8 protein-coding genes are annotated in these 13,218 nt (G+C 43.7%); 6 read left to right on the forward strand and 2 right to left on the reverse strand.

Annotated elements, in window-relative coordinates; genetic code table 11:
- Window positions 1–4: 4 nt before the first annotated feature.
- Window positions 5–847 carry a cell division protein FtsQ/DivIB gene (locus tag AC4II3_RS05310; RefSeq protein ID WP_488008014.1) on the reverse strand — a complete coding sequence of 281 codons (843 nt, stop codon included), beginning with the start codon at window positions 845–847 and terminating at the stop codon, window positions 5–7.
- Between the two features lie 434 nt (window positions 848–1,281).
- On the opposite strand from AC4II3_RS05310, the gene AC4II3_RS05315 reads away from it, so the two are divergent.
- The 6 genes from AC4II3_RS05315 (at window position 1,282) to coaBC (ending at window position 12,604) form a co-directional block, all read left to right on the forward strand.
- Entirely contained in the window at window positions 1,282–2,601 is a 1,320-nt protein-coding gene (locus AC4II3_RS05315; protein ID WP_488008012.1) for a P-loop NTPase fold protein, read from the forward strand.
- Between the two features lie 741 nt (window positions 2,602–3,342).
- Complete coding sequence (locus tag AC4II3_RS05320) at window positions 3,343–8,538, forward strand: WD40 domain-containing protein (RefSeq protein ID WP_488008010.1); 5,196 nt, start codon at window positions 3,343–3,345, stop codon at window positions 8,536–8,538.
- Between the two features lie 476 nt (window positions 8,539–9,014).
- The gene (ctpC, locus tag AC4II3_RS05325; RefSeq protein WP_488008008.1) at window positions 9,015–10,310 is read left to right on the forward strand and encodes a carboxyl-terminal processing protease CtpC; all 1,296 of its coding nucleotides are present in this window, start codon (window positions 9,015–9,017) and stop codon (window positions 10,308–10,310) included.
- Between the two features lie 491 nt (window positions 10,311–10,801).
- The gene (locus tag AC4II3_RS05330; RefSeq protein ID WP_488008006.1) at window positions 10,802–10,930 is read left to right on the forward strand and encodes a hypothetical protein; all 129 of its coding nucleotides are present in this window, start codon (window positions 10,802–10,804) and stop codon (window positions 10,928–10,930) included.
- Between the two features lie 220 nt (window positions 10,931–11,150).
- Window positions 11,151–11,363 carry a protein IsiD gene (gene isiD / locus AC4II3_RS05335; RefSeq protein ID WP_070393300.1) on the forward strand — a complete coding sequence of 71 codons (213 nt, stop codon included), beginning with the start codon at window positions 11,151–11,153 and terminating at the stop codon, window positions 11,361–11,363.
- Window positions 11,360–12,604, forward strand: coding sequence for a bifunctional phosphopantothenoylcysteine decarboxylase/phosphopantothenate--cysteine ligase CoaBC (gene coaBC / locus AC4II3_RS05340; RefSeq protein ID WP_488008004.1), 1,245 nt, complete (start codon window positions 11,360–11,362; stop codon window positions 12,602–12,604). The genes isiD and coaBC overlap by 4 nt, the downstream gene beginning before the upstream one ends.
- A gap of 44 nt (window positions 12,605–12,648) precedes the next feature.
- Here the strand turns inward: coaBC and arsC are convergent, their stop codons facing one another.
- A complete protein-coding gene (gene arsC / locus AC4II3_RS05345) occupies window positions 12,649–13,044 on the reverse strand; it encodes an arsenate reductase, glutathione/glutaredoxin type (protein WP_293047623.1) in 396 nt (131 codons plus the stop codon).
- Window positions 13,045–13,218 lie beyond the last annotated feature (174 nt).

Here is a 13,218-nt window from a genome sequence, read left to right on the forward strand (position 1 = left end):
ATCCTTATTTAACTCTGGATTCCACACTGTCATGGTCTGTGATCATTTGAATCGATGGTAAGTCTGGGTTTTGCAGGTCAATGTAAGCTATTTGGCTTTTTTGTGTGCGCTTCGGCAATTCTCGCATCTGGTCTAGAACTCTCAGTTGCGTGGGGAAGCTTTCACTGTAAGGACCTAAATGTACATTTCCTAACTCGGTTTTCAGAATTAAGTTGCCTGGATTTCGCCAATCGATCTCGAAAACTTTGACAGCCGAATGACTCACAGCTTGATAAAAATCGAACCAGTAAGGACGATAAACGGAATTTTTACCAATCACTTTCAACTTCGGTAACTTCAGGTTGGCCGAGAGTGGTTCGTAACTGCTCTTGGGGCTCCAGATCCCTTGTTCATCGACTAAACCCAACGTTGGGGTAGAGTTTTTGTTTTTTCTGGTTTCGGGTTTACTCTGCTCAGCAATAGCCACTGGTTGACGCTCTCTAATTTGTATTGTCAATCCTGGTGGTATGAGTTGACGGCTAACATTAGCCGAAGCAATAGGAGCTTCAGACTCCAGAAACTCGGCAAGGACTTGGGGTTGTACTTGCAGTAAAGACTGGGGATAGGATAAAGGCAGCAGGGAGCGAATCGCTTCAGCAGAAAGCCAATAATTCCCTTGAATCTCGATTTGTTCTGGGTGACGAATCATCCAATCTGGTAAAGTTATTGCCCAGAGTAAACTTCCAGCCATACCGCCCACCAAAAGTGTACGCCAAATCCTTTGATAAAACTTAATCCGGCGTGTCCGTCGCATTTGTTTGCGTCGATTAGACAATTGTGATTGAGAGACTGATGCGATGTTGGTCATCTACTACCGATCAATCGACAGAGTACATTTATGACTTGAAGTAAGCTTGACAATTGGCGCGTGGGCGTTTGCGCAATTTGCGATCGCTTCACGCCAATCTACCCAAAAATCTGGGTAACGACAAGGTTTGAACTTTGCAATTCCTGACTGAGCACCAAATACTTTTTTTAATTTAACCACTACTAGGTTCCCACGTTTTATACTTAACAGGTTCCATCAGCCTGATAGGAATTGGCATTGCTGCCGGCAGCAGTCCTCTATAGTTAACTCATCCCACGTACCTTAGTCGTGGGATGGGCCAGTGATTAGTGATTAGTCTTTTACAAAAGACTATTTACTGGCGACGCTTTCTATCTCACCCTGTTAAAGGAGTGGGCTTTATAACCGCCTTCTGTAAACCATAACCATCACCACAGGGAGTGGGAGGTTCATTTATGGAACTGCATCTACCAAGATTTTTCAAAGCGTGTAACCCAGCTAAAACCTTAGATATGGGTAATCCGGAAGACCATCCATACTATATCGATTTTTCCGCTGTCAGGGGAGGAAAGATTATCGAAGCTTTAGGACGAACGATTACCCGTCTGTCACCAGATGAACCTACCTGTCAATTGTTTACTGGTCACATTGGCTGTGGTAAGTCTACTGAGTTGTTAAGACTTAAAGCCGAGTTGGAAAAGCAGCAATTTCATGTTGTTTATTTTGAGTCCTCTCAAGACCTAGACATGGTAGATGTTGATGTTAGTGACATTTTACTCAGCATCGCTAGGTCAGTCTGTGAAAGCCTAGAAGCGATCAGCATACAGCTCAAACCGAGTTACTTTAGTAAATTATTTAATGAAATCAAAGACTTTTTGCAAACTCCTATCGAGTTTTCAACAGAAGCGGAATTTTCGGTAGGCATTGCCAAGATTACAGCCAGAAGTAAAGACAGTCCTCAGCAACGCCAACTGCTACGACAGCACCTAGAACCCCGCACCCAAAGCATTTTGAATGCCATCAACGAAGAAATTTTACAATCAGCGATTCAGCAGCTGAAGTTGCTTGGCAAAAAGGGTTTGGTGGTGATTATTGATAATCTTGACCGAGTTGATAATCGCTCCATGGCTTCAGGTCGCTCCCAGCCAGAGTATCTGTTTATCGACCGTGGTACTCAGTTAAGGCGTTTGAACTGCCATGTGGTTTACACTCTACCCTTGTCCTTAATGTTCTCCAACGAGTACGAAACTCTCAAAAATCGAGTCGGTGGTGGTGTGGCTCCCAAAATTTTGCCCATGGTGCCCATACAGTTACGGGATGGTCGTGACTATCCAGAAGGTATGGCACTGCTGCGACAGCTATTGCTAGCCCGAGCTTTTCCAATGGTTGATCCTCAACAGCGGCTAAACTTGATTCCACTAGTATTTGATAGCCCAGAAACCCTCGACCGGATGTGTCGCATTAGTGGGGGTCATGTCCGTAACTTGTTAGGGTTGCTCTATAACTGTTTGCAACAGGAAGACCCGCCCTTTTCCAGGAGTTGTTTAGAGCGTGTGATTAAGGGATACCGAGATGATTTGACTCTGGCTGTTGAAGAGGAAGAGTGGAAGTTGCTATCTCAAGTCGTGCAACAGCAGTCCGTCAAGGGGGAACAAGAATATCAAACCTTGTTGCGCAGTATGTTTGTGTATGAATACCAAGATGAACAAGGGCGCTGGTTTGGGATCAACCCAGCGTTAGCAGAAACAGAAAAGTTTCGGTCTCTAGCTCTGTGACAAGGTTAAAATCCCTTGGCTTCCAAGGGATTTTGCCAAAGAAGGGGGTGTACGGTCTAGGCGGCAGGGAGCAGGGTCTAGGGTGTTCTAGAAAATTAAGCCAGACTAAATTTTGTCCCTAATTGAGTTAAAAACCGATCTAGTCAGGACTTTGGCAGTAACTTTAGCAGGGACTCAGGCGCGCGCCTACACCTAGAGTTTGGTGCCCAGTTTTGCGGAAGTTTTGATAGTTTAACTGTTTTACCTATTTTCGTCTAGGAAGTTAGAAGGGGGTTTGTATCTGGGTTGTAAACACATGTATTGCAGAAATTGGCTGGCATACAAGAGGCAAAAGTCAAGAGCAGAAAGAGCTTTGGAGTTGTATTGCACAATAAAAAAAGACCATACAGCTTTACATCTCATTTATAAACCCTATACTTCCACCCCACTATAGAATCATAAAAATTCCGGGAAATCACTGATATCGACGCTATGGACTTGAGGCTCAATAAGTGAATTTATCATTGCTATTCAGTATTTCAATTAAATATATTTATAAACTAAGTAGTAGTAATTACTGAACTATTTATCAAGGTACTTATGATAGACGTTTTTCTGGAGTAAGGCCTGATTATGCTTGTGGTTTTTTATAAGTAAAAACCCATACTTACCGATAAGTTCTGATAGTAAGATTACTATCTAGAGGGAAAATCACCCTAGTAATAGGGAATTTCTACCAGTAGGGGTCAAAAGGTTAGTGACATGAAGCAGCAAAATCCCCCAGAAACACTAGCCCCATACAGTGCTCGTTCTCTATTAACCCTATCCCGGGCAATAATGTTCTCCCAAGGAGAATTTGCACTGATTTTGGTGCGATGCAACTACGAGTTATTTAGGAAGCAAATATGGCAGTACGTCCGAGAAATTACAGAGCTCACCATAGGTGAGCTAGTTTGTAACAAGTCTAGTCAAACTCTATTTAGTAATATCTTTACTACCCAACAGTATGGGACAACATCTGCCCTAATGGTATCGGGTCTAGAGTTAGTTGATGGCATCAACCAGGTACTACTTTCAGCTAACCAGGTGCGAGATGAATTGCCCAAATGCTTAACCTGTCCCTTAGTGGTATGGGTAACTGACAAGGGACTTCAAAAGTTGATCAGGCTTGCTCCATATCTTAAAAATTGGGCTACTACCTCGATTCGGTTTGAACTTACTATTGACCAATTACTCGCTTTATGTTATAAAACGGCAGATGAAATCTTTGCCAATATTTTGGCTAGAGACTTGGGAGAGTTTTTGCCCAACAAGGTGCTTTCGTTGGCTCCCGATTGCCGCCAACGCCAAGAATTTGAGTGGGCATTACAGGATTTGCAATCTCATGACATCAGCGTAGATTCTGTGCTACTAGCTAGCAAGCATTTTATTCTCGGGCGAGATGCCTTTGAAAATGACCAGATTAATCTGGCCTTGGAGCATTATCAGCAGAGTCTAAATTTTTGGCAGCAGGAAATAGAAGAATGGGGCGGCTGCTTCGGCAGTGAGGCTCCCGATTCAGATGAACACTATAAACAGGTTAAACCGGTAAAAGCATGTAAAACTATCCTAGGTAGAGCTTCTAGGAAGACAAAAGAAGGCAAAAGGGACACAGCTCAATGTTTCGAGCAACGTCTTGGGCAAACTAACCAATCAATCCCCCCCTTCTCTCATCCCCCCCTCACCCCTTCAGGTTTAGAACGGCTTGGTTTAGTGTTCCATCACATTGGCTTGTGCTATTGCCGTCAAGCCCAGTTACAAGACTCCATCGGTTGCCATCAGTGGGAGCAAGCCCAGAAAAACTTTTGTACTGCCATTGACCTGTTTACTAAAACAGCACGCTTGGACTTGGTGGCTCAGTTGACCATAAAATTGGGAGAAGTCCTACAACACCTGGAACATTGGACAAAATTAGAAGCTTTAGCGCTAGCGTTTCTGGCAAATCACACTCAAGATAATCCAGTTCAGCTCTCTCGAGCCTATGGCTTTTTGGCAACAGTTGCCTATGAGCAATCGAATTGGAACCATGCTATAGACTTAGCCCTCACAGCTGTGCGCACTCTGGAGACATCTCAGCCGACTCTCAACGCTCAAAAGTTTTGCCACCGAGGTTCCTATCTGCTGCTAGCTGCTAGATCTGTGCGCCAGCTGGGCAAGCCAAAATCTGCGATTAATTATCTTGAACAAGCCATAAACCTCAAAACTATGGAGCCCAACCCTCTACAGCAACAGCCTCAGCTGTTCATGGAGCTGTTGGAGGAATTGCGTACGCTCTACTTTGAGCAAAAAGCATACCAACGAGGGTTTGAACTTAAGCAACAAAAACGCTTGATAGAACAACAGTTTAGGTTTTCTACCTTTGCTGGTATGGCTCCCTTACAGAGTGTCGGGGCAAGTCGAGAAACTGACGCAACGATTACCAAGAAAGGTTTTTGTCCATCAGCCCTAGAAATTTCAGCCTCTGGACGTCAAACCGATGTCAACGGCCTGCTCGAACGGATTAGCCGCAATGACCACAAACTAACCGTGATTCATGGGACTTCTGGGGTTGGCAAGAGTTCCCTGATTAATGCTGGTTTAGTTCCTGCACTTAGCTCCAGAATTATTGGTGCTAGACAAACCTTGACGGTGGTGCAAACCGTTTACAGGAATTGGCTCGGTGAGCTGGAAAAACGTCTAGACCTTGAATTAGCAAGTACAGTAGTCTTCAAGTTTAAAGATGCCAACGTTTCACCTTTAACCGTTCAACCTACCGGAAGGGAAAACCTACGGCTAACAACCTACCGGAAAAGAACGCCTACGGCTAACAACTTACCCGACTCCAACCCCTACGGTGAACAATATTTAACCCTTAAAGCAATTCTGGATAAGTTGTATCGGTGTTCCCAGCACAACTTATTAACCGTCCTGATTTTTGACCAGTTTGAAGAATTTTTTTTCCTTGCCACCGACTTAGAGCAACGGCATCAGTTTTATGATTTTTTAGCCCAGGCTCTGAATCTCCCCTTTGTAAAAATAATCTTGTCTATGCGAGAAGATTATCTACATTACTTGTTAGAGTTTGAGCGCTTTAAGGATCTCAGTGTCATTAACAACAATATCCTAGATCAGAAGCTGCGTTATCACTTAGGGGATCTGTCCCCAGAGAATGCCAAAAACGTTATTCACTGCTTAACAGCAGTATCTCAGTTTAAGTTAGAACCTGCTCTAATCGAGGCACTGGTAAAGGATTTAGTCACCAATACGGGAGTGGTGCGCTTAATTGAGTTACAAGTCGTGGGTGCTCAGCTACAAGCGGAAAAAATTACTACCCTTGAAGGATACCGAGCATTGGGAAATGACCCCAAGACAGTTCTAGTCGAGCGATCGCTTTCCCAAATTATTTATGATTGTGGGCCAGAGAATGAAGATGCCGTCTGGGAAGTTTTATTCTCCTTAACCGATCAACGAGGTACCCGTCCGTTGAAAACTCAAGCTGAGTTAGTACTGTCCAATTGGGACAACTCCACACTAACTCAAATCCCCTTGATTTTGGAAATTTTGGTCGGTTCCGGTTTAGTCTTCCGAGTCCCAGAAACACCACAAAACCGATATCAGCTGATTCATGATTATCTAGTTCTACCGATTCGTCAAAAATATAAGCAACGTACCCAATCTAATATTAGAGTACGGCTAAAACAAAGTGAGAGTCAACTGTTGCGGGTTCGTAAACAACGACTGCGTGCCATGGCCATTAGCACAGTGATGGCACTTTTAGCAGTGACCAATGGTGGCTTGAGATGGCGAGCCGAAGCTCAACGAATCAATGCTATGCTTAGTGCCCTGAGTGCCTCTTCAGAAGCTCTTTTCGTGTCCAATAAAACCTTTGATGCTTTGCTCGAAGGGTTAAGAGCGGCAAAAAAACTACAACAGGAAGAGCAGCAATATCTACCATCTCGAACAGTAGAGGCAGATACCCGTCTACAAGTAATCACAGCTCTGTCCCAGGCAGTGTATTCAGTTTCTGAACACAATCGACTCGAAGGACATAGTGATATTGTTTCCAGCATCAGTTTTTCCCCAGATGGTAAGTTTATTGCCTCCACGAGCCGCGATAAAACGGTCAAACTGTGGCATCCTGATGGCAAGTTGATCCAAACCCTAGAAGGTCATACTGATAGTGTAACCACCGTATCCTTTAGTCCAGATAGTCAGTTAATTGCCTCTAGTAGCTGGGATGGCACAGTCAGACTATGGCGTCAAACTGGCGAGCTAGTCAGAACAATTACCACTCATGCCGGTCATATATACAGTGTCAGTTTTAGTCGAGATGGCCAGATCATTGCTGCAGCTGGCAAAGATAAGAAAATTCGATTATGGACCGTTGATGGCAAATTAATTAAAACCTTTTCCGGTCACCGGGGTGTAGTGCGGTCGGTAAGCTTTAATGGAGATGGCAAGATCATTGCTTCTGCTAGTGCGGATAACACGATTAAGCTGTGGAGTCAAACGGGAAAATTGCTAAATACTCTTAGAGGACATAGCGCTCAGGTTAACTGTGTCGTATTTAGTCCTGATGGTCAGTTAATTGCCTCCGCTAGCGATGATCAAACGGTAAAGTTGTGGAGTGCCAATGGCAAGCTAATCAAAACCTTTCCCAAGCATCAGCGATGGGTTAATGGTGTTGCTTTCAGTGCTGATGGTCAGCTGATTGCCTCTGCCAGTGATGATAATATAGTGCGGCTATGGAACCCTGAAGGCACTTTAATAAACACGTTTAAGGGACACAGCGATGGGGTTAGTGCTGTCAGTTTCCGTCCTACTAAACCTTTTAGTTCTCAATACAACCTAGCTCACAGCAAGTCCCATATCCCTCTACAACCATCCAACCCTCAAACTGACCAACTAATTCTGGCTTCAGCCAGCCACGATAAAACTATCAAGCTCTGGAGTAGTATTAATCAGTCTCACGTGATTTTAAGAGGGCATCAGGATGATGTACAGGATGTAACCTTTTCTCCAGACTCTCAACAGATTGCCACAGCTAGTAATGACAGAACTGTTAAGCTTTGGGATCGCAACGGAAACCTGCTCAAAACCTTAACAGGGCATCAAGATCGAGTCTACAGCATCAGTTTCAGTCCTGATGGTGAGCTAATTGCCTCTGGTAGTCGAGATGGTACGGTGAAACTCTGGCATCGTAGCGGTACTTTGATTAAAACAATAAAGGGACATCAGGACTGGGTATTGAATGTTAGTTTTAGTCCTGACTCGGAGCGACTCGCGTCTGCCAGTCGGGACAGGACAGTCAAAATTTGGGATCGCACTGGTAAATTGCTTCATACCCTCACTGGTCATAGTGAGCGGGTTAATGCAGTTAAGTTTAGCCAGGATAGTCAGCGATTGGCATCGGCCAGTGATGATAAAACTGTAAAGCTGTGGAGTGCTGATGGGCAACTTCTGAAAACACTACCAAGTCATCGCAATTGGGTTTTGGATGTCAGCTTCTCACCCGACAACAAGTTCTTGGCAACAGCGAGTTATGATAACACAGTGAAACTCTGGCGCAAAGATGGCACTTTACAATCAACCCTCAAAGGTCATACTGATAGTGTGGCCAAAGTCCGCTTTAGCCCCAAAGGCACAATTTTGGCAACCAGCAGCTGGGACAACCAGGTTCAGCTATGGCGCTTCGACGACACCTTGATCAAAACCTTGAAAGCTGGTGAGCATCGCGTCACAAATCTTAGCTGGAGCCATGATGGAACAGCCTTGGCAGTGGCTAGTGAAGATGGTACAGTGGCAATTTGGAATTTGAATTTAGACGATCTACTAGATAAAAGCTGCCACTGGCTCAGAAATTATCTCCAAAACAACCCAGAAGTCAGAGAAAGCGATCGCCAACTTTGTCAGCTGATCACAAACAGCCATATCAAATAGAATAATTAGTAGGTCTTTTGCGGTCATGTTAGACTGGAAAATGGTGAATGGGTAATCATTGAACAACTAACGATGAAAACCAATGACCACAATAATTTTCCGGAGGGGAAGTTGGGTGGGAGGAAAATTAATAATATGGGACTGATACCCCCAGCTTCCTTATCCTTAGTAAGGATAGTTTATTTCTTGAAATCCTAGCTAGATGGGATTATGGTGGTGTGGTGTGGTGGTATGATGGCGTGATTAGCTAATGAGGTTAGTATGGATAAATAAGATCCTCATGACCCTAATCAACAACACAGATGACCCCTAAAAGGCTATAGCCATAGGGGTATCTTAAAAGGGTTAGACTACCCAAAATTGAACAAGGGGGTGTCAGTCTCAGATTGATTTGCATAGGAGCTGTCTGACATCCCCGTTCGTTAGATTTAGCTTAGCTCCTTTGCATTAGTTTCCCGACCTTAAGCGAAAGGATTATGGTAATTACAAAACGTGGCCTGGTTCTTGGTGCGACAGCAGTAGTCCTAACAACTGTAGCAGTTACAGGAGCTGGTCTTCATCTATCTCAAAGTCAGGCTTTCTTTCGCGAGAGTCCTAAGGAGCTAGTTGATGAAGTTTGGCAAATTATTAACCGCAGGTATGTAGATGCTACCTTCAACCAGGTTGATTGGGAAGAAGTTCGCCAAGATTATCTGAATCGGTCTTACAGTAGCAAGGAACAAGCCTACAAGGCAATCCGGGAAATGCTAGAACCCTTGGACGATCCTTACACCCGGTTTATGGATCCCGAAGAGTTCAAGAATATGCAGATTGATACCTCTGGGGAATTAACTGGTGTAGGTATTCAGATTGCCCTGGATGAGGAAACAAAAAAGTTGATGGTGATTTCCCCTATTGAGGATACCCCAGCTTTTAAAGCGGGAATCCTGGCAAAGGATATCATTATCAAAATTGATGGCAAGAGTACCGAAGGTATGGATGTCAACGATGCAGTACAACTGATCCGAGGCAAGCCAGGGACTTCCGTGACTTTGACCATTCAGCGAGGCCAAAAGGTAGTTGACTATCCGATTACACGAGCTAGGATTGAAATCCACCCTGTAAAGTATAGCTATCGGGAAACTTCAGATGGTTATGGCATCGGCTACATTCGCCTTTCTCAATTTAGTGCTAACGCCGCAAAGGAGATGGGGGAAGCAATCCGAAAGTTAGAAGAACAGAAGGTTAGTGGCTATGTTTTAGATCTCCGCTCTAACCCTGGGGGGCTACTTTATGCCAGCATTGAAATTGCTCGGATGTGGTTTGATTCCGGTACGATTGTGTCAACAGTTAATCGAATCGGCAAATCCGAATACCAGAAAGCAATTAATCGCTCTCTGACTGATAAACCATTAGTCGTACTGGTGGATGGTGGTTCAGCCAGTGCTAGCGAAATTCTTTCGGGTGCTTTACAAGACAATCAACGTGCCATTTTGGTAGGAACTCAGACCTTTGGTAAGGGCTTAGTTCAATCCGTCCGAGGGCTTGGAGATGGCTCAGGTCTGGCAGTAACCATTGCTAAGTATCTTACCCCTAGTGGTCGCGATATTAATAAGTCCGGAATTGAACCAGATATTGTGTTTGAGCTTTCGGATGAACAGCGTAAGGACTTGCAGAAAAATCGTGACAAAGTTGGCACCTTGGATGATGCTCAGTATGCTAAAGCGTTTGATATTTTGGTCCAGGAAATTGCTGCCAAACAAGGGTCAAGGGCAGAAAAGAAAGCTCGTTAAGCCTTAAACTTTTACCTGGTTGAGAGTGGGTCTATTCTGGCAAGAGATGGGAGATTTTCTGTTAGCAATTCTCCCAAAAATTACTAATTACTAATTAGTAATTAGTAACTAGTAATTGGTAATTGCTAATTAACAAACGCCCTAGGGTTATAATTTAAGATATTTGACTGATATGAGGTTACTCGTTCCCCTTTCCCTTTTAAGCAATAGTATGATGTCCTAAGTCCATGTAGTAGTTATAGACTTGGTAAGTGATCGGGCTTTCCAAGTAGTGTATCCCGATAAAAATTTTGCTATTCCGGACTTACTATACATTGAGTCAGCATTTTTTGGATTAAGCGGTCTTGTTGATAATTGAGACCGTTTTTTTTGTACCACAAGTCAGAATAATTACCAAATCATGAGGATCCTAGCCCGGTTACCCGTCAGATAAATCTCCTTTAAATTTCCTTAGTGACGAAAAAGTAGAGACGTAGCATGCTAAATCTCTAATGAAGCAACGATCAGCACTAGTCCAGCTAAATACAACTGCTGGAGACTGGGGAGCACTTGGGAAGAGCGATCGCTATTGCCAAAAATCTGTGCCACCCAATCAGAGCCAGGGCTTTAAAACTGACTAATTATAAATACCTAATAATAGTTAGTTTGTGGATAATTTGTATTTCTATAGTAAGCCTCCATACAAATGACCCCTAAAAACTAACAAAAAATTTATGAATACTTCACGCTAAAGCTGGTATTATTTATAGTCAGTCGTGTCACTAAATAGGGATAATAGAAGTAAAGTTGTCGAAGACGTACAACTGTTAACAAAAAAGCTAACCAAGAGAGGCGTGAGCAATGGCAACTACGACCATTTCCCAACGTGACCTTTCAGCTCTCAGTGCAGAGGACGTTGCCAAGTTGGCTGCACGTCTAGAGCTGGATGATTACTCTGGCGCATTTGAAGGACTCAAAGATTGGCATCTACTGCGGGCACTGGCGTTTCAGCGTCCAGAGTTAGCACAACCCTATCTCTATTTACTGGACATGGAAGCTTACGACGAGGCGTGAATAAGGGTAGAAAAGTTTTAATTGGTGTATGTGGGGGCATCGCTGCCTATAAAGTTTGTGAGGTTGTTTCTACCCTATTTAAGGCGGTGGCTGAAGTAAGGGTAATTCTAACCCAGGGAGCTGAAAAATTTATCACTCCTTTGACTCTAAGTACCCTCTCTCGCCATCCAGCTTATACAGACAACGTATTCTGGCAAGCAAAGCACGAACGCCCGGTGCATATTGAATTAGGGGAATGGGCAGAAGTATTGGTGATTGCTCCTCTGACGGCTAATACCCTAGGTAAGTTGGCTTATGGCTTAGCAGATAACTTACTAACCAATACGGTTCTAGCGTCTAGTTGCCCTATTTTGTTGGCACCAGCTATGAATACAGATATGTGGAAGCAGCAGTCAGTGCAACGAAATTGGCAACAGCTGTTAAGTGACCCCAGGTATCATAGTGTTGGTCCAACGGCAGGACGGTTAGCATGCGATCGCATTGGTGCAGGACGGATGGCAGAACCAGAGGAGATAATCGCCTCTATCCAATCCCTGCTCTACACTGGTGGCAAACGAGACTTAACCGGTAAACAAGTCTTAATCAGTACTGGTGGCACTCGGGAATATATAGATCCAGTACGCTTTATTGGGAATCCCTCCACAGGCAAGATGGGACTAGCCCTAGCCCAAGCTGCCAGAAATCGGGGAGCAGTTGTCACCCTAGTTCATGGACCAGCTACTTGGGAAGTACCGATGGGTATCCGGACAATTCCAGTAGTGAGTGCTACTGAGATGCATCGGGCGATGCTAGCCAATTTTCCCAATGCTGATTTGATTGTGATGGCAGCAGCGGTAGCAGATGTAACCCCTGGAATCTACCAGGAGATGAAGATACCGAAGCATGGACTTCCTGCTGCTCTACCTTTAAAACCAGTGCCAGATATCCTAGCTGAATTGGGACGACTGAAACACCCCCATCAGTACTTAGTTGGATTTGCTGCACAGACTGGAGATATTATCAAGCCTGCGTTACAAAAATTAAACAAGAAGCGATTGGATGCCATTGTAGCTAACCCAGTTGACAAACCAAATGCTGGTTTTGGCAGTGATACCAACCAAGCCATTTTGATTGATAACAGAGGACGGCATCAACAGATTAATCGCTGCACTAAATTAGAGTTAGCTCACCATTTATTTGATTTTATCCAAAATCCTCCGGAAGGTAATAGTAATGTAAAGTATCAAATAATCACTAGATAAATAGGCTGTTTATAAGTCCTTGAAATCAACTGTAAACCAACTAATTAGCTCAAGGTTTCCACTAACTTAGCTACTCGTTCTTTAATTTCATCTCGGACACGGCGAAACGTCTCTAGTGGTTGCCCATCAGGATCATCAAGCTGCCAATCTTCAAACACATCTCGTAATACCCAGGCTTCTGGTAAATTAACACCACAGCCGCACAAGGAAATTACAGCATCATAGTCTTCAGCCTTGAAATCCTTTAAAGGATTAGACGTCTGGTCAGTAATATCTATATTAATTTCATCCATGACTTGAATTGCCGTAGGATGAACTCGGCTTGCTTCTAGTCCAGAACTAGTAACAGAAATCTTCCCTTCTCCTAAGGTTCTAGCAAAACCCTCTGCCATTTGAGAGCGGCAGGAATTTCTTTTACAAACAAACATGATTTGTTTCATAGTTATTTTTTTTATTAGTTGTTATTTGTTAGTTTTTAGTTGTTACTTTTAAGCTAAAATTTTTTACATTTAAACTGTATATTATTGAAATTAACTAAAAAAGATAGAATCCACTCCCATTTTGCCTATTGCCTATTGCCTATTGCCTATTGCCTATTGCCTATTGCCTATTGC

Source organism: Moorena sp. (assembly GCF_982860115.1).

Excerpts from the sequence above, each read along its gene's own strand:
- AC4II3_RS05310 (WP_488008014.1), bottom strand. The coding sequence starts at position 847 with ATGACCAACATCGCATCAGTCTCTCAATCACAATTGTCTAATCGACGC.
- AC4II3_RS05315 (WP_488008012.1), top strand. The coding sequence starts at position 1,282 with ATGGAACTGCATCTACCAAGATTTTTCAAAGCGTGTAACCCAGCTAAA.
- AC4II3_RS05320 (WP_488008010.1), top strand. The coding sequence starts at position 3,343 with ATGAAGCAGCAAAATCCCCCAGAAACACTAGCCCCATACAGTGCTCGT.
- ctpC (WP_488008008.1), top strand. The coding sequence starts at position 9,015 with ATGGTAATTACAAAACGTGGCCTGGTTCTTGGTGCGACAGCAGTAGTC.
- AC4II3_RS05330 (WP_488008006.1), top strand. The coding sequence starts at position 10,802 with ATGAAGCAACGATCAGCACTAGTCCAGCTAAATACAACTGCTGGAGAC.
- isiD (WP_070393300.1), top strand. The coding sequence starts at position 11,151 with ATGGCAACTACGACCATTTCCCAACGTGACCTTTCAGCTCTCAGTGCA.
- arsC (WP_293047623.1), bottom strand. The coding sequence starts at position 13,044 with ATGAAACAAATCATGTTTGTTTGTAAAAGAAATTCCTGCCGCTCTCAA.